Annotated in this window: 21 protein-coding genes; 5 read left to right on the top strand and 16 right to left on the bottom strand. The window is 42.7% G+C overall.

Annotated elements, in window-relative coordinates:
- Nucleotides 1–11: 11 nt before the first annotated feature.
- The gene (locus G575_RS0109570; protein WP_027972535.1) at nt 12–2,471 is read right to left on the bottom strand and encodes a YhgE/Pip domain-containing protein; all 2,460 of its coding nucleotides are present in this window, start codon (nt 2,469–2,471) and stop codon (nt 12–14) included.
- 126 nt (nt 2,472–2,597) lie between these two features.
- On the opposite strand from G575_RS0109570, the gene G575_RS0109575 reads away from it, so the two are divergent.
- From G575_RS0109575 to G575_RS0109595, 5 genes are all read left to right on the top strand, one after another.
- Nucleotides 2,598–3,131 carry a TetR/AcrR family transcriptional regulator gene (locus G575_RS0109575; RefSeq protein WP_027972536.1) on the top strand — a complete coding sequence of 178 codons (534 nt, stop codon included), beginning with the start codon at nt 2,598–2,600 and terminating at the stop codon, nt 3,129–3,131.
- Between the two features lie 107 nt (nt 3,132–3,238).
- On the top strand, nt 3,239–4,222 hold the full coding sequence (locus G575_RS0109580) for an ABC transporter ATP-binding protein (RefSeq protein WP_027972537.1): 984 nt from the start codon (nt 3,239–3,241) through the stop codon (nt 4,220–4,222).
- Nucleotides 4,215–4,994 (top strand): ABC transporter permease, encoded by a 780-nt coding sequence (locus G575_RS0109585; protein ID WP_027972538.1) that lies wholly within the window; start codon nt 4,215–4,217, stop codon nt 4,992–4,994. Before G575_RS0109580 ends, G575_RS0109585 begins: the two co-directional genes overlap by 8 nt.
- A gap of 1 nt (nt 4,995) precedes the next feature.
- Nucleotides 4,996–5,778 carry an ABC transporter permease gene (locus G575_RS0109590; protein WP_027972539.1) on the top strand — a complete coding sequence of 261 codons (783 nt, stop codon included), beginning with the start codon at nt 4,996–4,998 and terminating at the stop codon, nt 5,776–5,778.
- 130 nt (nt 5,779–5,908) lie between these two features.
- On the top strand, nt 5,909–6,280 hold the full coding sequence (locus tag G575_RS0109595; protein WP_027972540.1) for a potassium channel family protein: 372 nt from the start codon (nt 5,909–5,911) through the stop codon (nt 6,278–6,280).
- Here G575_RS0109595 and G575_RS0109600 read toward each other — a convergent pair.
- From G575_RS0109600 to G575_RS0109670, 15 genes are all read right to left on the bottom strand, one after another.
- On the bottom strand, nt 6,277–7,491 hold the full coding sequence (locus G575_RS0109600; RefSeq protein WP_027972541.1) for a chloride channel protein: 1,215 nt from the start codon (nt 7,489–7,491) through the stop codon (nt 6,277–6,279). The two genes, G575_RS0109595 and G575_RS0109600, sit on opposite strands and share 4 nt — an antisense overlap.
- A 39-nt stretch (nt 7,492–7,530) precedes the next feature.
- A complete protein-coding gene (locus tag G575_RS0109605; protein WP_027972542.1) occupies nt 7,531–8,043 on the bottom strand; it encodes an HdeD family acid-resistance protein in 513 nt (170 codons plus the stop codon).
- Between the two features lie 21 nt (nt 8,044–8,064).
- The gene (locus tag G575_RS0109610) at nt 8,065–8,667 is read right to left on the bottom strand and encodes a TetR/AcrR family transcriptional regulator (protein ID WP_027972543.1); all 603 of its coding nucleotides are present in this window, start codon (nt 8,665–8,667) and stop codon (nt 8,065–8,067) included.
- A 106-nt stretch (nt 8,668–8,773) separates the two neighbouring features.
- Entirely contained in the window at nt 8,774–9,385 is a 612-nt protein-coding gene (locus G575_RS0109615) for an FMN-dependent NADH-azoreductase (protein WP_027972544.1), read from the bottom strand.
- 211 nt (nt 9,386–9,596) lie between these two features.
- On the bottom strand, nt 9,597–11,552 hold the full coding sequence (locus G575_RS0109620; protein WP_027972545.1) for a PTS fructose transporter subunit IIABC: 1,956 nt from the start codon (nt 11,550–11,552) through the stop codon (nt 9,597–9,599).
- Nucleotides 11,549–12,460, bottom strand: a complete 912-nt coding sequence (gene pfkB, locus G575_RS0109625) for a 1-phosphofructokinase (RefSeq protein WP_027972546.1) — start codon at nt 12,458–12,460, stop codon at nt 11,549–11,551. The genes G575_RS0109620 and pfkB overlap by 4 nt, the downstream gene beginning before the upstream one ends.
- Nucleotides 12,457–13,200 (bottom strand): DeoR/GlpR family DNA-binding transcription regulator, encoded by a 744-nt coding sequence (locus G575_RS0109630; RefSeq protein WP_027972547.1) that lies wholly within the window; start codon nt 13,198–13,200, stop codon nt 12,457–12,459. The genes pfkB and G575_RS0109630 overlap by 4 nt, the downstream gene beginning before the upstream one ends.
- 277 nt (nt 13,201–13,477) lie before the next feature.
- Nucleotides 13,478–14,467, bottom strand: coding sequence for a lipoate--protein ligase (gene lplA, locus G575_RS0109635; RefSeq protein ID WP_027972548.1), 990 nt, complete (start codon nt 14,465–14,467; stop codon nt 13,478–13,480).
- Nucleotides 14,468–14,541: 74 nt separating this feature from the next.
- Nucleotides 14,542–15,612, bottom strand: a complete 1,071-nt coding sequence (locus G575_RS0109640) for a DUF4097 family beta strand repeat-containing protein (RefSeq protein ID WP_027972549.1) — start codon at nt 15,610–15,612, stop codon at nt 14,542–14,544.
- Nucleotides 15,609–15,923, bottom strand: a complete 315-nt coding sequence (locus G575_RS0109645) for a PadR family transcriptional regulator (RefSeq protein ID WP_027972550.1) — start codon at nt 15,921–15,923, stop codon at nt 15,609–15,611. Before G575_RS0109645 ends, G575_RS0109640 begins: the two co-directional genes overlap by 4 nt.
- 471 nt (nt 15,924–16,394) lie before the next feature.
- Nucleotides 16,395–18,155, bottom strand: coding sequence for a dihydrolipoyl dehydrogenase (gene lpdA, locus G575_RS0109650; RefSeq protein WP_027972551.1), 1,761 nt, complete (start codon nt 18,153–18,155; stop codon nt 16,395–16,397).
- 197 nt (nt 18,156–18,352) lie between these two features.
- Entirely contained in the window at nt 18,353–19,735 is a 1,383-nt protein-coding gene (locus G575_RS0109655) for a dihydrolipoamide acetyltransferase (protein WP_027972552.1), read from the bottom strand.
- 22 nt (nt 19,736–19,757) lie between these two features.
- Nucleotides 19,758–20,756: an alpha-ketoacid dehydrogenase subunit beta gene (locus tag G575_RS0109660; protein ID WP_027972553.1), complete on the bottom strand. Its 999-nt coding sequence runs from the start codon at nt 20,754–20,756 to the stop codon at nt 19,758–19,760.
- 190 nt (nt 20,757–20,946) lie between these two features.
- The gene (locus G575_RS0109665; RefSeq protein ID WP_027972554.1) at nt 20,947–21,915 is read right to left on the bottom strand and encodes a thiamine pyrophosphate-dependent dehydrogenase E1 component subunit alpha; all 969 of its coding nucleotides are present in this window, start codon (nt 21,913–21,915) and stop codon (nt 20,947–20,949) included.
- A 219-nt stretch (nt 21,916–22,134) separates the two neighbouring features.
- Nucleotides 22,135–22,950 (bottom strand): ABC transporter substrate-binding protein, encoded by an 816-nt coding sequence (locus tag G575_RS0109670; RefSeq protein WP_281168259.1) that lies wholly within the window; start codon nt 22,948–22,950, stop codon nt 22,135–22,137.
- Nucleotides 22,951–23,098 lie beyond the last annotated feature (148 nt).

Here is a 23,098-nt window from a genome sequence, read left to right on the forward strand (position 1 = left end):
GTCCAAAGAAACTACTCTTTGGTTGGTTGATAAATGATAAGCCCAAGTCCCATAAATCCAAGTAAGAAGAGACTAAGCATCCATACTTGGTGACTGCTATTTCCAACCATAGAAATGGTTTGACGGAGTCCTGAAACGGAATAGGTCATTGGCAAATAGGGTTGAATGACTTGGAAGAAACGAGGGCTGAGTTCAATCGGATAAGTACCAGCACTTGAACCGAGTTGGAGAAGTAAGATAATTAAACTTGCAAAGGAACCGAAGCGATTGTTCCAACCGACCAAGGCTGTAACAAGGGCCATAAAGGTCCACGAAGCTAGAAAAATCAATCTTAAGGTAGCTAGAGGATAAGCTGGGGCTATTCCAATCAAGAGAAGAACACCATAAAGAATAAAGGCTGCTAGACTGGCTATCGTACCATTGAGCAACAGTTTTCCTTTAGCCCAATCCCAACGAGTTTTATAGGAACGATTATCAAGGTGTTTGACAAAAATAACGTTTGCTGATAAAGCCGCAACCATCAGCGCAACTGATACCATGTAAGGAGCCATACCCACACCGTTGGTCTTCACGCTGTCTTCATCTCTGTGCTCTAAGGCTACTGGCTGTGAAACTGCTTGAGCGTTTTTCTCATCTACAGAGACAACTGATAATTGTTGACTAGCATCACTAAGCGAATTTGTTAGGGTTTCGCTACCAGTACGAAGGCTTGAAATACCACTTGTTAATATTTGACTTCCGTTATAAAGCTGATCTGCTCCTGAAATCAATTGCTGGCTACCTGAAGCAAGTTGTCCTGAGCCACTGACAAGTTGACTGGAGTTAGATGCCAGGGTTGCCAATCCTGATGTTAACTGGCTACCTCCTGATTGGATGCTACTATTATTCGCAACCAACTGAGCTCCGCCCTCTGCTAATTGGGCAACACCTGCGGTATAGGCTGTCACCCCTGACATAAGCTGACTAGCTCCACTTGATAATTGTGTTTGAAGTTGACTCACACCACTCGTCAAGGCTTGAGTTCCTGGTAGAACTTGTTGGGTCAAGGCGGTGTTGACCTGACTCAAGCCACTTGATAGGTTTTCAATGGCTGTTGTTGCTCCTGGTAGAACTTGATTGGCAGCCGTATTGATTTGCCCCACTGCTGATTGCAACTGGCTCAATTGTGTTCCCATGCTAGAAAGACTTTGTAGACTAGTCAAGGCTTGACTCAGTTGAGACAATTGCCCCAAAATCGTTTGGGCTGCTGTTGCCGTTGTGGATGGTGAATTTTGCACAGCACTAACCAATTCGACTTGCTGTTCAGCTGTCAAGTTCTGATAGGTAGCCGTTGCTTGCAAGGCTGCAATGCTGGCTGTTTTATCAGCTTGGGCTGCAGTCAACAATCCTTGAGCTTGAGCCCCCATCTCTGTCAAGAGGCTAGATAGAGTAGAGGTATCTACTGCAAGTCCTCCGATACTTGAGAGGCTATCATTTAATTGATTGATGGCTGCTTGCAACTGAGGAAGCCCTGTCAATAAGGCCTGTATTTGACTAGACTGTTCAGCAGACAAACTAGTTGAACTAGCGAGTTGCTCCAAGCCTGCCTGCAATTGATTGGCTCCTGTTACCAGTTGTTCAACCTGACTTGCTCCTGTTTGCAATTGTCCCACCCCAGCGATGAGCTGAGAGGAATTGGCATTTAATTGCTCCGCACCTGAAGCAAGACTCGCTACCCCATTTGTGTAGGTTGTTAAGCCGCTGGAAAGTGTTTGACTGCCTGTCGCAGCCTGATTGACTCCATCTGTATAAGACACAAGACCGGTGGCCAATTGGTTTGCTCCTGTCACCAGTGATTGACCTGATGAAGATAAGGTAGATAGGCCTGATGATAAAGTCTGACTTCCGGTTTCTAATTGACTAGCTCCATCTGTCAATTGTTGACTTCCATCTGCCGCTTCAACCATACCAGTTTGAATCTCTCCCATGCTGTCAAAAACAGCCGAAGTGTATGTTTCGGTAATCATCTCTGAAACAGATGCTTTTAATTTCTCCATAGCTGATTCGCCCATCTTAGAAGCGACAAAGCTGTGACCCTTAGAAGTTTGGTAAGAAATTGTTAGTGGCTCAGGCTGATCAGTCAAGAGACTGGATGCTTTTTCTGATAAATCTTCTGGTAGGGTGATGACCATGTAATAATCCCCTTCTTCCAAACCTTTTTCCGCATCTTTTTCTGATACAAAGTGGAAATCCAGGCTCTTGCTCTCTTTCATATTATCCACCATATCATCACCAATGGTGAGGGTTTTATCTTGAAAGCTCGCCGACTGGTCTTGATTGACAACTGCTACAGGCAACTGATCTAAGCGCCCGTAAGGATCCCACATAGAAGTTAGAAAACTAATATTGTAGAGAGCTGGTACACAGGCGACACCTAGAATGGTGAGCAGGGTCATTGGTTTTTTGAAAATTTCTTTCACTTTTTCTATCATAGGTTTCTCCTTTAGACATACTGTCCAAAAACTGATAAAATACATTATACAAGTATCCATTTCAAAATCAAGTAAGAAGATCAGTTTTTTAGACAATGTGTCTAAAAATGTTCAAAAGGAGAAACAATGGGAACAGATAATCGAAAAGAACGGACTCGGCAGGCTATTTTGGATGCAATGGTAACCTGCTTAGAATCTCAAGGTTTTAACGAAATTACAACCACGCATCTAGCTCAGACAGCTGGCATTAGTCGTTCCAGTTTTTATACTCACTATAAGGATAAATATGAATTGATCGATTCTTATCAACAAGGTCTCTTTCACAAATTAGAGGTGATATTTAATCGCTATGACGGCAATCGCCAGTCATCTTTCTTAGAAATCTTTGAATTACTCTATCGTGAAAAGCTGCTCTCAGCTCTACTTACCCATAATGGTACACAGGAAATCCAAAGTTTTCTTATCAACAAAGTCCGATTGCTTGTTGAAAACGATTTGGCAGAACGTTTAGGAAAGGAAGACCTACCCCCACTTGAGAAAGAATATCGGAGTATCTATTTTTCACATGCCTTTTTTGGAATTGTACAAGCATGGATTAACAGAGGGAAAGAAGAATCTCCTCAATATATGACCGATTTTCTGATAAAAATGTTACCATAAATATTCTTTTCCATCGCCAGCTTTTGTTTTCAACAAATTTTCATAAATGTACACTAAAAAAGTATGGTATAATAAACTACGCAAGCGTTTTCCAAGGAGAATATGACATGATTCAAGCAGAACACCTTTCCAAAACTTATGCCATCATTGATAAGGAAGTCGGTTTAAAAGGTTCGATAAAGGCCTTTTTCAAACCCAAGAAAAAGAAAATTCCAGCCGTTCAAGACATTTCCTTGAAAGTTGAAAAAGGAGAAATCATCGGCTATATCGGCTCCAATGGCTCTGGTAAGTCGACCACCATCAAAATGCTGACTGGAGTCCTCTTCCCAGATCAAGGCCAGGTCCGTATCAACGGACTCAATCCGCAAGAGCACCGCAAGGCTGTCAATAAGCAAATCGGCGTTCTCTTTGGACAAAAATCCCACTTGGATTGGAACTTGCCTGTCCAGGAATCTTTTATCCTTCACGCCAAAATTTATGATGTTCCAGATAAGGTATTCAAAGAGCGATTAGCTGTCTTGATTGACCTATTGGACTTGGCAGATATCATGAAACAACCGATTCGGAATCTGTCACTAGGCCAACGGGTTCGCTGTGAATTTGCGGCTATTTTTATCCACCAACCTGCCGTTGTCTTTTTGGACGAGCCAACCATCGGTTTGGATGCCAGCGTCAAGGAGACCATTCGCTCCTTCATCCGCTATATGAATCAAGAATACCAGACCACTTTTTTGATTACTTCCCATGATATGAAAGACATCGAGAGCCTCTGTGAGCGGATTTTTATCATTGATAAGGGCAAGAAGGTCTACGATGGTTCACTGTCCGTCCTCAAAGAACGCTTTTCTACAGTCAAGACCATCCTCTTTTCCACAGAAAAACCAATTGAAAAAGACTTGCAGTTGGAGGGCTGGGCATTTGAACGACTAGATGATTTTCATTTTGAAATCCACTACCAAAGCAAGTTCTGGACCAGTGCTCAGGTGATTGAGCAAGTCTTCAATCATTATGCGATTGAAGATGTTACCATGAAAGAGCTAGAAATCGAAACCATGGTCCGCCAAATTTATGAGGAGGGTATTCATGCGTAAGTATCTCTACATGACCCGCCTGACCATGATGAACGCCATGCAATACAAGGCATTCTTTGTGGCGACCTTCATCTCACTAGCCGTGAAAATCTTGGTGGCACTCTATGTCTGGAAGACCATTTTCTTTACCCAATCAGACGTCAACGGTTTTACCCTACAAACCTTTACGACCTACATCATTTTCGCCAATTTACTAGCCAGTTTAAATGCCTTCTCACTCGGGGAAGATTTATCCTACAGCATTTTAAAAGGAAGTATTGCTGGAGAATTTCTCAGACCCTACTCCTTTATCCTAGCGCTCTTTTTCAAAGACCTTGGCAATAAGCTCCTAGAGCTGATAAAATTTGCCTTGGTATTTATCGGTATCTTGCTGATTCATCAAGATTTCTACCTACCTGACGGAAAAACCATACTGCTCTTTCTCGTCAGCTCCATCCTTGGCATGTTTATCGTTCAACTACTGGATATGGCTTTTGGTTTCTTAGCCTTTTTCACGGTCAATGCCTGGGGAGTAATGCTCCTACGAAACGGGCTCTTCAATCTAGCCTCCGGAGCCCTCTTGCCACTGAGCTTCTATCCAGAAAGTATGGAAAATTTCCTGAAAATCCTGCCCTACAACTATGCTGTGAATATCCCTGTTTCCATCCTACTGGGTCAGGAAAATGATATGACAGCTCTGGGGCTTCAGATGCTCTGGATACCATTTCTGGCTCTTTTCATAGCCACTCTTTGGTCTCAGGCCAAACGTCGCATTGTCATTTTCGGAGGGTAAGATGAAAAAATATATCAGCCTCTATTTGTATAACATCAAGGTCTACATGATGGCTCAGATGTCTTTTCGGGTGGACTTCTTCATCGGGCTTTTCTCATCGTTGATCGAACAAATTGTCTATCTGATTTTCCTCAATATCCTCTTTGGAAATATCAAGGAAATCGCTGGTTTCAACTATGGTCAAATGCTTTTCATCTATGGAATAGCGACCGTTGGTCGCTCCATTCATTTGATTTTCTTTGATAATCTCTGGATGTTTGGCAGTCGCTACATACGACAAGGCGAATTTGAACGGCTCCTCCTCATGCCTGTCAATCCTCTCTTTCAGCTGATTTGTGAACGCATCCAGCCACAAGGTATCGGGACAACCCTTATCGGTGCTATCGCCCTGGTTCAAGCGTCTAATGAACTGAGCTTGGAATGGCACTTTGGAAAACTGATGTTACTGGTTTTGGTTGCCATTTGTATCGGTCTGCTCTATGCCGCTATTCAGTTGGGACCGACTGCTCTTGCTTTTTGGATCGTGGAGTCATTTCCTCTAACCATGGGGATTTTCGCACTGAATCAAATGGCGCAATATCCTCTTAATATCTACCCAAAAATCATTCAAATGTTATTGATTTTTGTTTTCCCTTACGCCTTTACAGCTTATTTCCCAGCCCTCTACTTTTTAGACTTGTCTATGTGGGGACTCATTTTACCACTGGTTGTGGCCTTGCTCTTTACCATCAACTACAAACTCTTTTGCTACGGCATGACCAAATTCACCAGTGTCGGAAATTAACAAGATGCCTTTTTTCCATTGAGAAAGCGTCTTTTCCTCTTGAGGCGGAGCATGTTATAATAGTCTTATCAAATCAGTGACAAACATCTGACCACGCTTATTTACAGAAACTGAAAGGTGCAGCTACGTCATGTCAACCAAAAACAACCGCATCCACCGCTTACGCATTCTCTGGCATATCCTGAAAGTGACAGGGTTTGCGACCTTTCTCACTTCTTTTTTTAGTTTTATCTTTCTGTCGGCGGCTTTGCTGATGTGGTTTGAGCCTAACTTGACTAACTATGGTGATAGTTTGTGGTATAGCTTTGTAACGGCAACAACTGTTGGTTACGGAGACTTGTTGGTGACAACTACCCTTGGACGCATCATCAGTATCATCTTAGCCATTTATGGCATTCTCTTTTTGGGAAGTCTGTCAGGCCTTGTGGTCAGTTACTATACCGAAGTCAGCAAGTACTATTCTCTAGCTGTTGAAAATGACAAGCAAAAAACTGGTTCTTAAGAGCCAGTTTTTTGTTGATTCTGAAAAATTAAGAAAATCTTTCTTCCTAGTAGCATTGTTCCAACGATAAGTAGGGAAACAGGTGCGAGTCCCATCGGAAAGAAAAGACTGATAAAAATACCTGCCAGCCACTCCTTTTCAAGGAGGGCAATCGCCATGGACAAACTCACAACTAAGACAACAAATAAGCTATCCACCTGTGGAAAAACTTGCGCTACCGCAAATCCCTGTAAAAATGCCGCAAAGGTTACCGGAAAAATATCTCCACCAGTCCATCCTGTCCATAAACATAAGTCTAGGAAAATCAGCTTAGCAAAGGATAGGATGACCAGAGTGAGAACAGGCGTTTCCATTCCTAATGCTACGATGGCATGCAAGCTGTGTTGCCCAGAAAACAGTAAGGTCGGTGCCAACATGGTTACCCCAAAGATAACAAAGGCTCCCAGACTCATCTTGATAGATACAGGAAGGTTTAACCTGTCTAAACCTGAACGAATCAATGGCTTTAACCAAGCATAGCCTTTTCCAACAGCATAGCCATACAAGCAAAGCGGTAAAAAGAAGAGGATATCCATCAGTGACCAACTGGTCTCACCTAACTTGGTCACAAAAGACGGCTGATCTGTCAACCTCATCATTATACAAAATATAAATAAACCGTTAGCAATCAATAAGTTTCGCAGGCTTTTTCCCAGTTGCTTCTGGCTAGCAGGATAAGACAAAAGATAACGACTAGGGTGACAGAGTTGCTGTATCCACATCATCAAACCTTGACCATTGATCTGTTCCCAGTTGGCTTCAAAATAGCGCAATTTGTCTGCCTGCCAAACAGAATAGGCAATTACCGCTCCTAGCAATGGCGCCTCCGGACCAACTCCAGCACCTGAAATTAAAATCACCAAGGCTAAAACAAGACTTCGCCAAGTATTTTGATAAAACACCGTCCCTTTTTGGCTCAGTTCATGCAATAAATCATGGCTAGTTTTTGGCAAATTTCCCCATTTGCTCTTTAAAAAAATCAAAAGCCCCGTCAAAATCCCTAAGACAAGAAAGGCATAAACCGATCCGAAATGGAACTGATGTGGCAGACTTTCCCACAAAAAATGACTGCCTAGCTTTTCAGCCATGATAAAACCATAGGAAATCATGGCAATCACACTACTATAAACCAAACCAATAGCGGTCAGGTGAATTTCTTTTTTTCCTAACATACTCTACCTACAAGAAAAAGGCAGTATCGCCTCTTTTCATTATTTTATTTTGAAGAATTGAACAATCGCCACAATCCCTTGATAAATAAAGACAAAGGCAATGGTGTAACCAATAAGGACGCTTGTCATCAATGGATGTCCCATCATGATGATACCAGCAATAATACCTAAAATACCAAGCCATACAAGCGGTGTCCCAATGGACTTGTCCGCTTTGCGCACCTTAAATCCAACTAACAGTTTTGTGATACCATTTGTCAAAGCCCAGAAAGAGATGATAAACGGGACAAAAGTCACCATTTCAATGAAACTACCTGAACATAAAGTAAGGGCCAAAATCAGCGTGACAATCCCTCCGAAAAGATTCCAACCATGTTTTTCCTCTGCTTTGAAGTAATTGACAATCTCCGAAATCCCCTGAACAGCAAATACAACTGCAAACAAGAAGGTCATTGATGCTAGACCAATAGCTGGATTTGCCACCATACGAACTCCAGTCATTACCGCAAAAATCCCCGCTAGTAATAACAACCATTTCCAATTTTTCGACATTATTCTCTCCTTTTTGAGGCCTTAATCCTCTATAATTCCATAAATCATCATATCCAAAAGTTGCGACAACTGATTTTCATAACCTGAAACCAAGTCCATCAAACTCTTATCCGAGGAAACGGTTAGGTAATAAGAACGAAACATGTCCTGAATCAATCTCAGATAAGCCATCGCGCGCTTCTCATCAATTGTCTCCTTGAGTTTGGATTCTGATAATAATTTCTGACAAACCTGGTCATTCAAATCAAGAAAAATCGCCTTTTGAGGAGCAATCTCTACCTCCAATTCCTCTGGAGTAGCAATCATCGCTTCAAAGAAAACATGACTATGCTCTGGGTAGTCCTGATAAAATTGGTGACGTCTTTCCATATAATCAGCTAGAGACGGCACTTGCCCTTCTTCCCCCAGAAACAAGGTCAAGGCTTTTTCAAAACTTTCCTGAACACATGCCAGATAGAGGTCTGACTTTCCTGAGAAATTATGATACAAGACACCCTTGGAAATCCCGTCATTCTTACAAAGATCATTGATGACAAATCCCCTGTAGCCTTTTGACGCAAATTCATGCAAGGCTGCAGCGATAATTTTTTCTCTACGAAGTCTTGTTTTCTCTTCTTTTCTCATGGCCTTTCCTCCAACGAAAATAATTATAGACCATTTGGTCTATAATGTCAAGCCTTAATGTTAATTGCAAACAAAAAAAGGACTTGGCAGTGCCAAATTCCTTTCACTAAAATCTTTCCAAAATCTTATCAATTTTCACCATAGCTTCGTCATAGATAGCCTCAGCCTGACTTGGATCGGCCGATTGCCCCTCGATAAAGACCTGATGACTGTCTTCAAATCCAAGAAATTCAAAGACAGACTTGATGTACTGGGCTGCAGGGTCCTTGCCTGCATAGACGCCACCGTTTGACTGGATATGGAGAAGTTTTTTTCCCTTGACCAAGCCGACAGAGCCTTCTGGCCCATACTTGAAGGTCAGACCTGCGACGTTAATGGTGTTTATCCAAGACACCAGCTGGCTTGGCACATTGAGATTCCAGAGAGGGTTGACGATGACAATCTTATCTGCTGCAAGAAATTGCTGGGTCAAGGCATTGTAACGATCCAATCGCTCTCTTTGCTTAGGACTAATACTTTCACCTTTTTTGACAGCTCCCATAGCCTCTAACAAGGACTTGTCCAAGGCTGGAACCTGGTCCTCAAAGACATCGACGATTTCTATCTTATCCTCTGGGTGCAAACTGGCGTAACGTGCTTGAAAGTCTTCCAAAGCTCGTACCGCGTAGGATTTTTTGGCGTCTAAGGGATGGGCTTTTACAATTAAAACAGTAGACATCATCGCGCTCCTTTATCACTAATTATTAATAAATTGATTATACTCTTTTTACGATTAAAGTCAATCAATTAAACCCGAAACGCCACTAGATGAAGAGCCTCCTAGTGACTATTGACACGCTATAAGTTTCCTCCTTAAACAAGATCTATTACCCAATCGCAGAAAAAAACATTGCCCGCTCTTCAAAACAAGACCAGACAATGCTTTGTTATTATTTCGCTTTACGAAGGTAACCGTAAAGAATACCTGAAACCACTGCACCAATTGCCACATAAGCAAGGTACAAGAATGGGTTAGATGTCAAGGCGATAACGAAGATACCACCGTGAGGAGCCATCAATTGAATGCCTGACAAACCAACCAAGGCACCTGCAAGAGCAGAACCAGCAATAAAGCTTGGGATTGCACGAGCTGGGTCAGCAGCACCAAATGGAATCGCACCTTCAGTGATGAATGACAGACCCATAACGATGTTTGTCAAACCTGAGTTACGCTCTTCTTGTGTGAATTTGTCTTTGAAAAGAAGAGTTGCTACAAAGACTGCCAATGGTGGAACCATACCACCAGCCATAACCGCTGCCATTGCAACAGATCCACCATTTGCAACAGTCGCTGCAAGCGTACCTGTACCGAAGACATAAGCTGCCTTGTTGACTGGACCACCCATATCGACTGCCATCATACCACCAAGGACAAGGCCGAGGAGAATAGCAGAGCTACCTTCAAGACCTGAAAGGAAATCGTTCATACCAGTGTTGATAGCTGCCATTGGGATGTTGACAAAGAACATCAAGAAACCAGTGATAGCTGTACCCAAAAGTGGCAAGAGCAAGATAGCATTCAAACCTTGAAGTGATTTTGGCAAGTTACGCAATGCGTTACGAAGCACAAGCACCACACCACCTGCAAGGAAACCACCAACAAGGGCACCCAAGAAACCAGATGATACACCAGCAAGGGCTTGAGTCGCTTCACCACCAGCTGCGTAAGGGATTTTACCAAATGCAAGACCGCTGCTAGCAATTGCACCAGCTACGAAACCTGCAACCAAACCTGGTTTTTCAGCGATTGAGTAAGCAATGTAACCTGCAAGAAGTGGCAACATGAAGCCAAATGCTGCTTGCCCAATCTTCATGAACATAGCTGCGATTTCGTTGTATGAACCAAGACTGCCAAGGCTATCGTTCGGCACACCGATGAGATTATCTGCCAAGAAAGCAAGGGCGATCAAGATACCACCACCGATAACGAATGGCAACATTTGAGAAACACCGCTCATCAAGTGTTTATAGAAGGCTTTACCAAGACTGAGTTTTTCTGAAGACTCCGCAGCCGCAGTTGCTTCTGTTGCAGTATAAGCAGATGCTTTACCGTCCAAGATGATGTTGATCAATTCTTCTGGTTGCTTGATACCAGCAGCAACTGGACGAGATACCAATGGTTTGCCATTGAAGCGAGGCATTTCAACAGCCTTGTCTGCTGCGATGATAACACCAGCTGCATTTTTGATGTCTTCAGCAGTTAGTTTGTTGCCAATACCTGAAGCACCGTTGGTTTCAACCTTGATGTCAACACCCATTTCAGCAGCTTGTTTCTTAAGTGCTTCTTCTGCCATGTAAGTGTGGGCAATACCTGTTGTACAAGCTGTAACTGCTACGATAAATGGACGGTCACCACTTGGAGTAGCAACCACTTCTTCAGCTGCCTTATCTGCTGCTTCAACCTCATCAAAAATAGCAATCACTTCTTCTGCAGAGTTTACTCCACGCAATTTATCTGCAAAACCTGGTTTCAACAAATATTTTGACAGTTCAGCAAGAGCTGCCAAGTGTGTGTCATTAGCACCTTGAGGCGCTGCAATCATAAAGAAGAGGTCTGTTGGTTGACCATCAAGCGAAGCATAATCAACACCCTTGTTTGATTTTGCAAAAAGAACAGCTGGCTCAGCAACAACGATATTTTTCGCATGTGGCATCGCAATACCATCACCCAAACCAGTAGTCATTTGCTCTTCACGAGTCATGATGCCTTGTTTGAAAACATCAAAATCATGGATAATCCCTTTGTCAAGCAGATTTGAGATCATCTCGTCAATAGCTGCTTCTTTTGAGATGGCTTGAAGATCAAGCAACATCAGCTCTTTTTTCAATAAATCTTGAATTTTCATCGTTTTTCTACCTCTACTTTTTCATAAGTTTCTTTAATAAATTCAATGCCTGCCAAATCATCTGAAAAGGCTGTTGACGTTCCACAAGCAACACCCCACTTAAGAGCTTCTACCGGATCTTTTGAGCGAACGTATTCGCCAGTAAAGCCTGCCACCATAGAATCACCTGCTCCAACAGAGTTTTTCACAGTTCCCTTGATTGGCTTTGCAAAATAAGCCGCCTCTGGAGTAACGAGCAGAGCACCGTCACCTGCCATCGAAACGATAACATTTTTAGCACCTTTTGCGATGATTTCCCGTGCGTATTTTTCCACATCAGGCAAACCTTTTAATTCAACACCAAAAATCGCTTCCAACTCATGGTTATTGGGTTTGACTAACAAGGGCTCATAAGCTAATGAATCCAATAGGGTTTGTCCTTCAAAATCACAAACAACTTCTGCACCAGCTTTTTTAGCTACAGGAATGAGCTCTTTATAAACTTCATTTCCTAAATTTGCTGGTGCGGATCCTGCAAAGACAACCGTATCTTGATCCGTCAAAGAGGCTAAAATCATTTTTAAAGCTTCAAGTTGATCAACTGTCACAAAGGGACCTGCACCGTTGATTTCGGTCTCCTGATCAGCTTTTATCTTGACGTTAATACGAGTGTCCTGGTTCACGGTCACAAACCGACTAGAAATATCCTCAGCAGCCAAGCCATCGGTGATAAATTTCCCTGTAAACCCACCGACGAATCCTGTCGCTGCCGTCTCATGTCCTAATCGTTTTAGGACTCGACTAACATTTATCCCTTTTCCTCCAACAAACTTATCGTCGCTATCCATACGATTGACACTACCTAGTTCAACCCTATCGATACGAACAATAAAGTCGATAGAAGGATTAAGAGTTACTGTATAAATCATACCTCGATTACCTTCGTTTTCTCCTTTATACTAGCAAGCCATTTATTATCAGTTTGATTGATGATAATGGTCGCATTTTCAATTGGTGCCACATTCACAAAAGAAACATGACCGATTTTTGAAGAATCTGCCAAAACATAGGATTCCTTAGCACTTTCAATGATTAAGCCTTTAACAGCCGCCTCGTCCATATCTGGCGTCGTAAAGTAGCCTGTATCAAACCCATTCATGCCTACAAAAGCCTTGTCAAAATTGAGATGTTTAATCTGCTGTATCGCCATATTACCAATGCTAGCATCCGTAGAGTGTTTGACAAGACCACCGATAATAATGGTCTTAATGTCTTTTTCAACCAATCTAGCTGCATGATGAATAGAATTGGTCACAACTGTGACATCATTCCTATTCAAATGCTCAACAAGGAGAGCATTGGTCGTTCCTGCATCGATGAAAATAACATCGTTTGGCTTGATAAACTCTAGCGCCTTATGAACAATCCTCATCTTTTCTTGAACGTTTTTGACAGATTTTTGACTATTTGTGAGTTCTTCTTGTAAATGATGTTTAAGCTCAGCTCCTCCGTGCACTCGGTGAAGTTTTTGCTCTGCTTCTAACTCGTCCAAATCCCGTCTAACCGTCGATTCAGAAGAGTCTAAAAGAGGGATAAGTTCCTCTAAACTGACAAAACCCTGCTGGGCTATTTTATCTAAAATAATTTGTTTGCGTTCAGATTTTAGCATTTCTCCCCTTCCTGCAATCGTTTACAGTTATTATTATACCCTAACCCCTTCTCCTTGTCAATCAAAATCTATCAAAATCTTCCAAAATCTATCTCGACAACCTTATCATCATCAAAAATACCATCCTAGTAAGGGATACTTTTCTCAGAACAACTGATAAAAAGGCCTGAAACACAATCGTTTCAAGCCTTTTGATAATGTCACGAGAAGATAGGAAAGAAGAACTTTTCAGTTAATCTTCACTGGAGCAAAGACGCCGTCCTGACACCGATGCTTTTTAAGCCACAATCGCTTTAGCCACTTCCTCAACCGTCATGCGTGAGAAATAGTGCGTCGTGTCAATGCTCTGCAATTTTTCCAAAACATCCGCATACTCATAACGTGTCCCGATAAGGAGATTTTCAACATCCGATACATCGCCGATACCAAAGAAATCTCCGTAAATCTTAAGCCCTTGAATCACAGAATTTTCCGCTTGGACGTAGCTAGTGATCTTACCAGCTGGGTAACGAACGCTACGCTCAACCGTGTATTCTGGTGCTTTACCGTAAGTCCAGTCCCAAGTCGAAAACTGCTCGTCACATGATTTTTGGATAGTAGCAAGCTCGTCCTCAGACAAGACATACTCGGTCATGTCTGGGTAGTGTTCTTTCATCTTATCCAAAATCTTATCCGCAAATTGATTAACCGTGATTTTTTCAGGCAGTTCATTCAAAATGTTTGTCACACGCGCTCGTACAGACTTAACACCCTTAGACTCGATTTTGTCTTTTGACACCTTCAGCGCCTCACCTAGAACGGTCATATCAACATCAAAAAGCAGACAACCATGGTGCATCATACGCCCTTTGTAATAGGCTTGCGCGTTCCCACAGAATTTCTTGCCATCAATTTCAAGGTCGTTACGTCCTGTAAACTCCGCTGTCACACCCAAATCTGCAAGGGTTTCAATCACTGGTTGAGAGAAGGTTTTAAAATCAAATGCTCCCTCCTCAGATTTATTTGAAATGATGGTGTAGTTAAGGTTATTCAAATCATGATAAACCGCACCACCTCCTGATAGGCGACGAACGACATGAATCCCGTTTGCATCAGTGTATTCTTTATTGATTTCTTGCACCGCATTTTGATGCTTACCAATAATGATGGCTGGTTCATTTATCCACAAGATAAAGAGTTCGTCTTCTTGCTGCAATTCCTTGAAGGCATAGGCTTCAAGAGCGATGTTATAGGCTGGATTGTTACTTGTGTTTACGATATATTTCATGAAAAAACCTCCAATTTCTTCTTTCTCTATTTTAGTGAAAACGGTCGCAAAAAACAAGCCTTACGGCTTGCCTTTTAATGGATTTCAATATCGCCAGAGGCACTGGTCACCGTTAGACTGGCTTGGTTTTTTTCTGGCTGATGATGATAGGTGTTATTTTCACCAGAATGGCCAAAAACATTATACTCTCCCCAAACTGCTGTAGCAATAATGGCTGTGATCGCCTTTTGATGGTCACTCAGCAAAACCTCAACTTCACCATTGGCTACCTTAATCGTCATATCTGAAAAATCAGTTTCAGCAAGCTCAACGTCGCCATTGCTCAAGTCAAAGACTGCCGTTGACACTCGGCTAGCACTCATCTCCATGTCGCCATTTGCAAGTTTCCCACGGACTTCGTCAATCCGACTACCTGTCACGTCTAAATCTCCATTTGTCAACGTTAAAACTCCTTGCGACACGATACCATCTGTGATGTCTAAGTCACCATTTGATAGTCGAGCCAAAAGCGCTGCTATCTGCCCACCTTTGACCTCCAAATCACCATCTCCCAAAGTCACGCTGACCTTATCAGCAACCAGTTGAAATAGGGCAACATCCGAATGTTCCGACGTTATCTGCAAAGCAGGCAATACTAGCCCCCGTGGTACCAGCACCTCCATCCGGCTGATACCTGTAGAAAATTTGCTAAAATTGACCACTCGGGAAAGAAGCTGGGCACTCACGACCCTACTTGTAGCAGGGAGTCGATCCAATTGTTTGATGGTCAAGACACCGTCCTGTTCAGTCACTGATAGGAGATTAGACAGTCTATCGTCATAATTGACCGAGACTTTAGGAACGTCAGCCACCTTGATTTTAAGGTCGATGTCTATGAGCTCGGCTGTGATTTTATCAGCCTGTACCCAGTCAGTTTGAACAGATACTGGTTCCTGAATTTGTTCCTCCAAAATATCACGCGCTCTCAGTTCTTCAATCAATTCTTTTGCCACCATCTCTGGACTTCCCAGCGCAGCTATGGCCTCCAAATCATCACCTGCCTCAGCCACATACTCTTTGAAAAATGCTAGCGCCTCCGCTCGTGTCTCGGTTGATAACCCATCTAGCTCCTGTTCTAGCGCTGCTAAAAATGCTTGACCTGTCATGCTTGACCTCCTTTTGCTATCTTGAGAATGGCTGTTGAGTAGCGTAGCCATTCCTCCTCCAAAAATACCAACTGCTCACGTCCTGCTGACGTCGGCTGGTAATACTTACGCTGTCTGCCTTGATGAGCCTCTGTGTAGGTGCTGAGCCAGCCGTTTACTTCCATCTTTTTCAAGATAGGGTAGAGTGTCGACTCCTTGATAGGCGTGACTTGTCGTAACGTTTGGCAAATCTCGTAGCCGTAGGACGGCGATTGATTTACCATACCTAACACCAAAAACTCAATCACTGGCGATGGAACGGGATAATACATCTGTCACCTCCATGAGTTTATTTTTCTTATATGTTTATTTTAAGCATATATAAATAATAAACTGATGACCGCACATTGTCAAGCCCTAAGTGCATAAAAATCAAAAAATGCTTCTTATTATCAAGCAATGAAGAAAAAGACCCTGTGTCGACGAGCTATGTCTCTTACCTAGTTTGAGTTAAGCGTTAGCTAGTTCACTATAGCGACCAGGCGTTAAAACACGGATTTTAATCAAAAATCAAACGAAACTCACAACGAAAAGAGCTACTGCTCGATAATAGCAGTAGCTCTTTTCTAGTTTAAGACTTAGAAAGTTCTTATCCTCAATGATTTATTTGGTTCTACGACCAAAACGCAGTGGTTGACCACTCTCTAATACGTTGAGCAAATCAACCTTTAGAAGTCTACTCAACTACGCAGAGGTGAGATGGCAACATCACATTTCTTAAAAGTTACCGTTCTCTGACTTATTTATTTACGTTTTGGTGGGTTGTGGATTGCCACGCCAAGAACGTCAAGGAAGGCTTCATACATAACCTCTGAGAAAGTTGGGTGACCGTGGATAGATGCTGCCACGTCGTCAACTGTCAACTCAGATTCCATGATGGTTGCGGCTTCGTTGATCATTTCTGCTGCAACTGGACCAATGATATGAACACCAAGAACTTCATGGTATTTCTTATCAGCGATAACTTTAACGAATCCATGTGCTTCGTTAGAAGCAATGGCACGACCGTTACCAGTGAAGCTGTTGCGACCGATAAGGATATTTTCTTTACCGTATTTCTCGATTGCTTGGTCTTCTGTCAAACCAACCATAGCGATTTCTGGGTGTGTGTAAACCGCTGCTGGTGTGAAGTCCAACTTCGCTTTGTGGTGGTTACCGTGAATAGCATTTTCAGCTGCCACTTCACCCATACGGTAAGCAGCGTGTGCCAACATCTTAGTACCGTTGACATCACCTGGTGCGTAGATACCTGGGATTGATGTTTCTTGGTATTCGTTGACCTTGATACGACCGCGGTCTAGTTCAAGGTTAAGATTTTCAAGACCAGCCAATTGTGGTACACGACCGATTGAAAGAAGGGCTTTTTCAGAAACGATTTCTGAGCCGTCGTTCAATTTGATGGTCAACTGGTTGTTGGCTTCAACGATTTCAGATACACCAACAGATGTCAAGAATTTCATACCTTTCTTAGAAAGGACTTTTTGCAATTCAACAGACACTTCGCGGTCCATACCTGGAATGATACGGTCAGCCATTTCAACAACTGTGACTTCTGTGCCGTATGATGCGTAAACCAAACCAAGTTCCACACCGACTACGCCACCACCCATAACAGTGAGTGACTTAGGAATTTCACGCAAGTCAAGGATATCATCAGAAGTCAATACCAACTTAGAATCAATACCTGGGATGTTGATGCGTGATACTTTCGAACCTGTTGCAAGAACGATGCTACGACCTTTGATGACCTTGTCGCCAATCACAACAGTCTTATCTGGATTTACTTGACCAAGACCATTGAAGATGGTTACCTTGTTAGCTTTCAAGAGACCAGCTACACCACCTGTCAAGGTCTTGACAACCTTGTTCTTGAAGTCGACTGTCTTGTCCATGTCAACGGTGTAGTTGGTTGAAGCAAGGTTGATACCACGCTCAGCGGCAATCTTCAAGCCGTCAAGAATTTCAGCGTTTTTAAGGTAGGTCTTAGTTGGGATACATCCCTTGTTCAAGCAGGTACCACCAAATTCTGATTTCTCAACGATAGCGATTTTACCGCCCAATTGAGCACCACGAATAGCTGCGTAGTAACCAGCAGGACCACCACCGACAACAACCATATCGTACTCGTCAGCTGCCAATTCAGCCTTAGGAGCTTGTGGAGCTGCTGCAGGAGCTGCAGGTACTTCCAAACCAGCTGCTTTCAAGTCAGCAGTTGCTTGAGCAACTTCAGCTGGAGCAGGTGCAGCACCCACTTCAACTGTTTCACCTTCTGCACCAAGGTAAGCAATGACTTCAGTTACAGGAACTGTTGCACCGTTACCGTGAACGATTTTCAAAAGAACACCTGATTCTTCCGCTTCCAATTCCATGCTTGTCTTGTCTGACATCATCTCCAAGATAACATCACCTTCGTTGACAAAATCACCCTCTTGTTTTTTCCACTCGATGATTTCGCCTTCTTGCATATCGACACCAAGTTTCGGCATAATAATTTCAATTGCCATAGTTATGATACCAAGAGCGAAGAGAAAGCGACTGAAAAATTAGGAAATCGTAGAAAATCCTGATTTTCTAAACGATTTATCTATTTTTCCGAGCTTTCCGCTCGGGTTCAATTGCTAAAACTCTCTCGCTCTTATTCCCTTTCTTTATTTTCTATTCAGAAATCTACATTCCGTTATTTTCGACCAATAAAACCTTATCAGATCAACAATTCCAATGGATTTTCCAGCAAGTTCTTCAAGTCGACCATGAACTTAGCACCATTCATACCGTCAACGATACGGTGGTCAATGGTCAAGCAAAGTGCCATGATTGGACGGATTTTGATTTCGCCGTCGATGACAACTGGTGTTTGAACAGTTGCCGCAACACCAAGGATTGCTGAGTTTGGTTGGTTGATGATTGGGTTAAAGGTTTTGGTACCAAACATACCCAAGTTGGTGATAGAGAAGGTTGATCCTGACATTTCAGCACCCTTCAACTTACCAGATTGAGCCTTCTTGATAACATCTTTTGAAGCTACCACGAAGTCAGACAAGCTCATCTTATCTGCACCGTGAACAACCGGCACCACCAAGCCTTCATCCAAACCTACCGCGATACCAAGGTTAACAAACTTGTGCAACTCGATTTCCTGTGCGTCGTTAATCAATGATGCATTGAGGTAGCGGTGTTCTTCTTTCATCAAGGTACGCGTTACCGCAAGACCAATCAAGTCTGTAAAGGTCACTTTCAAACCAGTCTTGTTCATGATTGGCTCAAGAACCTGCTTACGCAGTGCCATGAGGTTGGTCATGTCAATATCGTAGTTAAGCGTAAATGTCGGAGCAGTCAAGTAAGAGTTGACCATACCTTTTGAAATCGCCTTACGCATTGGGCTCATCTTGATGATTTCAACGCCTTCTGGCAATTCTTTAGCTGGTTTTTCTTCTTTAGGAGCAGTTGCTGTCGCTTCTGTACTTGCTGCCGGAGCTACTTGAGCAAGGACATCTTCCTTGAGGATTTTACCATTGACACCTGTACCAACAATGGTTGTCAGGTCAATACCCAAATCCGTTGCAATGCGGGCCGCAAGCGGTGTTGCCTTAGGAGCTGCACCCTTGAAGTCTTCAACGTCAACCTTGTGGACACGGCCATTTGCACCAGTTCCTGGAACAAGACCCAAATCAATACCAAGCTCACGTGCCAACTTACGAGCAGCTGGAGTTGCACGCACCTTGCCACCACCTTGTGGCTTAGCTACCACTGCTTGTGCAACGATAACAGGTGCGCGACCTGCCGGCACTTCCTCAATCGCAGCAGCCGGCTCCACGACAGGAGCACTTCCCGCTTCGACTGTTTCACCTTCTGCACCGATGTAGGCAATAACTTCTGTTACGGGAACAGTTGCACCGTTTCCATGAACAATTTTCAATAGGACACCTGACTCTTCTGCTTCCAGCTCCATGCTGGTCTTGTCAGACATCATTTCCAAGATGACGTCGCCTTCATTGACGACATCGCCCTCTTGTTTTTTCCACTCGATGATTTCACCTTCTTGCATGTCCACACCGAGCTTAGGCATAATTACTTCAAAAGCCATGTTTGAATTTCCTTTCTATGCCTTAGTTTCCTTTGTTTGCCATTTTACGCAAACCAGCTTTGATTTTTTCAACATCTGGCAGAATCGCTTGCTCAAGTACACGTGCATAAGGCACTGGCACATCTTCTGATGCCAATCGAACAATTGGATGGTCAAGATAGTCAAAGGCTTCACTTTCAGTTACAATTGTAGCGATTTCACCAATAAAGCCACCTGTCTTGTAAGCATCATTGACAAGCATCAATTTACCAGTTTTCTTCACAGATTCAATAATCAATTCTTTATCCAATGGGATAAGGGTACGTGGGTCAACAACCTCAACGCTGATACCTTCTGCAGCAACTTCTTCAGCCGCTTGAAGCACGCGCTCAAGCATACGGCCATAAGATACCACTGTAATATCAGTACCTGAACGTTTGATTTCTCCCTTACCAAGTGGCAAGTAGAAGTCTGGATCCTGACTCACTTCTTCTTTTTTACCGTAAAGAGCTTTAGGCTCCATAAAGATAACAATGTTGTTATCACGGATAGCTGACTTCAAAAGTCCTTTGGCGTCATTGGCATTACCTGGGGCAACAACCTTGATTCCTGGGATATGCGTCAACCAAGCTTCAAGAGATTGTGAGTGTTGTGCCGCCGAACCAATTCCTGACCCTGACGCTACACGGTAAACAACTGGCGTCTTAAGACCGCCACCAAACATATAGTTGTTTTTAGCACCATTGTTGACGATAGCATCAAGCGCAATGGTAATAAAATCCATGAAAGTAAGGTCAATAATTGGACGAAGACCTGTGATAGCCGCACCAACCGCTGCACCAGCGATAGCCGCTTCTGAGATTGGCGTGTCTTTAACACGTTTTGCACCAAATTCCTCAAGCATACCAACAGAGGTTCCAAAGTCACCACCATAAATACCAACATCTTCTCCCATGAGGAAAATTGTTTCATCTTTACGCATTTCTTCGCTCATCGCAAGGTTAATCGCCTCACGCAAAGCCATCAATTTTGTTTCTGACATAATATAAGATACCAAGAGCATCTGCCACAAAGCCAAAATAGGAAGAAGCCTGAAAACACATTTTCAAAGCAACTTGTCATTTTGTCTCTAGCAAGCAGCTCGGGTTCAATCACTTAGACAGAACTGAACCCTATTCCTTTCTTCAATTGAATCGTTTCGTTTTCTCGTTAAACTAAAGCTAAAACCTATCTTAGTCCACCCAGATATCTTCAAAGGCTACTGAAAGCTCTGGATCTGGACTATTTTGAGCAAATTCGTAAGCATCGTCAACTTCCTTCTTAACTTGTGCTTGGATAGCATCAAGCTCTTCATCTGTTGCGATTCCTTCTGCTGTTAAGTATTGACGGTATTTGATCATTGGATCTTTTTTCTTCCACTCATCAACCTCTTCTTTTGTACGGTAAACACCAGCATCCGCTGTTGAATGTCCAAACCAACGGTATGATTCAACCTCAACAATCGCTGGGCCATTACCACCACGAACATGTTCAACAGCTTTGCCCATTGTTTCATAAACCGCAAGCACATCATTACCATCTTCACAGTAGAAACCAGGAATGCCATAAGCCTCTGCACGTGTGTAAAGGTGTGGCGTGTTTGTCGCATTTTCAATGCTCATTGAGATACCATAACGGTTATTGATGATGAAGAAAATCACTGGAAGTTTCCAAGTTGCTGCCATATTGACAGACTCATGGAAAGAACCTTCATTTGTCGCGCCATCTCCTGAGAAGGCAACAACGATATTTTTCGTCCCTTTATATTGTTGCGTCAAAGCTGCACCAACAGCCATAGCGTAACCACCACCAACGATACCGTTAGTTCCATAGTTTCCACGTTTGAAGTCCGCAACGTGCATGGAGCCGCCACGACCTTTTGACACACCTGTTGCTTTACCAGCAAGCTCTGCCATCATGCCATTCAAATCCATATCTTGGGCAATTGACTGACCGTGACCACGGTGGTTTGAGAAGAAAATATCATCATAGCTCAAATGTTGAACCGCACCAACGTTAGCCGCTTCTTCCCCAACTGAGAAGTGCGTCATCCCTTGGACAAAGCCGCGACGAACCAATTTATTGATACGCAAATCGAATTCACGAATGCGTTCCATTTTTAGAAACATTTCTAAATGTTGTTCTTTTGAAAGTGTAACCATTATGGCCTCCATATAATCATATTACGCTAATATCATACTTGATTTTTTCACAAAGTGCAAGATTTTGAACCGAGTTTTCAAAAGGTTTTGTAGCGCTTACACGTTGTTTTCGTTTGTGATTTCACAAACTTTCAATAACCATTCATTCCCCTTTGCCAGAATGCAAAAAAACCACCCTAAGGTGGTTTTCAGCATCATACCGTTAAAATCAATGGCTAGTTACTCTACTGTCAATGAGAGTTCATAAGCTTCTTGGATAAAGGTATCAATTTTCCCTGAAGCTTTCAATTCCTTGAGCACTTCATTGATAGCTTCTTTCAAAGAGGTATTCCCTTTTGGCACTGCAATGGCACTGCCTAAGTCATCTTCACTCTCTTTCAATGTCACATTTGCAATAGCAAGGTCATCGTGTTTTTCGATATAGCCTTTAGCAATCGTTTCTTCCAAAACCACTCCCTCTATTTTGCCATTTTTCAACTCTAATACCATCTCAGGTACCTGCGTCAATGAAACCAGATGACTTCCTGTCAATTGCTCTGTTACAATAGGTTCTTGAACAGAACCTTTTTGTGCTCCTACAGACTGACCTGAGAAGCTATCTGCAGATTTGTATTTATCTAAGTTCGATTTTTTGATAACCACTACATTAGCCGCATTATAATAGACATCTGAAAAGTCAAAGCTCTTAGCACGCTCTGGAGTTGGTGAAATACCAGAAATAGCCATATCTGCTTTTCCTGATGCAAGACTTGCCAGTACATTGTCAAAGTTCATTGCTGAAAATTCAATCTCTACACCTAACTTCTCTCCAATCGCTTTAGCAATTTCAACGTCAGCCCCAACAATTGTGTCCTTACCATCTACCAAAGTCTTAAACTCAAATGGTGCATAGTCCGGGCTGATAGCTACTACCATCTTTCCTTTTTCTTGGATGTCTTTCAAAGATGTTTCACTACTATCTTTAGAAGCGCCTCCGCAAGCCACAAGCGAGAGTGCTGACACAGTTGTCAAAGCTACCGTCATTAATTTTTTCAATTTCATATGTAAACCTCTTTTTGTATTTTTATTAGTATATTTAGATTATATTTTATATTTATTCATATGTCAACCCTTTTTGTGAATTTTTTTTTAAATAAAAAAACTCCTATCAATCGATAGGAGCTACTAGTTATGGTTTAGTGAT

It is taken from the genome of Streptococcus plurextorum DSM 22810 (genome assembly GCF_000423745.1).
Lineage (GTDB): Bacteria > Bacillota > Bacilli > Lactobacillales > Streptococcaceae > Streptococcus > Streptococcus plurextorum.

Coding starts and splice junctions, on each gene's coding strand:
- lpdA (WP_027972551.1), bottom strand. CDS start 18,155: ATGGCAATTGAAATTATTATGCCGAAACTTGGTGTCGATATGCAAGAA.
- G575_RS0109620 (WP_027972545.1), bottom strand. CDS start 11,552: ATGAAAATTCAAGATTTATTGAAAAAAGAGCTGATGTTGCTTGATCTT.
- G575_RS0109630 (WP_027972547.1), bottom strand. CDS start 13,200: ATGCTAAAATCTGAACGCAAACAAATTATTTTAGATAAAATAGCCCAG.
- G575_RS0109615 (WP_027972544.1), bottom strand. CDS start 9,385: ATGTCTACTGTTTTAATTGTAAAAGCCCATCCCTTAGACGCCAAAAAA.
- G575_RS0109665 (WP_027972554.1), bottom strand. CDS start 21,915: ATGGTTACACTTTCAAAAGAACAACATTTAGAAATGTTTCTAAAAATG.
- G575_RS0109655 (WP_027972552.1), bottom strand. CDS start 19,735: ATGGCTTTTGAAGTAATTATGCCTAAGCTCGGTGTGGACATGCAAGAA.
- G575_RS0109600 (WP_027972541.1), bottom strand. CDS start 7,491: ATGTTAGGAAAAAAAGAAATTCACCTGACCGCTATTGGTTTGGTTTAT.
- G575_RS0109645 (WP_027972550.1), bottom strand. CDS start 15,923: ATGTATTATCCCGTTCCATCGCCAGTGATTGAGTTTTTGGTGTTAGGT.
- G575_RS0109575 (WP_027972536.1), top strand. CDS start 2,598: ATGGGAACAGATAATCGAAAAGAACGGACTCGGCAGGCTATTTTGGAT.
- G575_RS0109590 (WP_027972539.1), top strand. CDS start 4,996: ATGAAAAAATATATCAGCCTCTATTTGTATAACATCAAGGTCTACATG.
- G575_RS0109595 (WP_027972540.1), top strand. CDS start 5,909: ATGTCAACCAAAAACAACCGCATCCACCGCTTACGCATTCTCTGGCAT.
- G575_RS0109605 (WP_027972542.1), bottom strand. CDS start 8,043: ATGTCGAAAAATTGGAAATGGTTGTTATTACTAGCGGGGATTTTTGCG.
- pfkB (WP_027972546.1), bottom strand. CDS start 12,460: ATGATTTATACAGTAACTCTTAATCCTTCTATCGACTTTATTGTTCGT.
- lplA (WP_027972548.1), bottom strand. CDS start 14,467: ATGAAATATATCGTAAACACAAGTAACAATCCAGCCTATAACATCGCT.
- G575_RS0109610 (WP_027972543.1), bottom strand. CDS start 8,667: ATGAGAAAAGAAGAGAAAACAAGACTTCGTAGAGAAAAAATTATCGCT.
- G575_RS0109585 (WP_027972538.1), top strand. CDS start 4,215: ATGCGTAAGTATCTCTACATGACCCGCCTGACCATGATGAACGCCATG.
- G575_RS0109580 (WP_027972537.1), top strand. CDS start 3,239: ATGATTCAAGCAGAACACCTTTCCAAAACTTATGCCATCATTGATAAG.
- G575_RS0109640 (WP_027972549.1), bottom strand. CDS start 15,612: ATGACAGGTCAAGCATTTTTAGCAGCGCTAGAACAGGAGCTAGATGGG.
- G575_RS0109570 (WP_027972535.1), bottom strand. CDS start 2,471: ATGATAGAAAAAGTGAAAGAAATTTTCAAAAAACCAATGACCCTGCTC.
- G575_RS0109660 (WP_027972553.1), bottom strand. CDS start 20,756: ATGTCAGAAACAAAATTGATGGCTTTGCGTGAGGCGATTAACCTTGCG.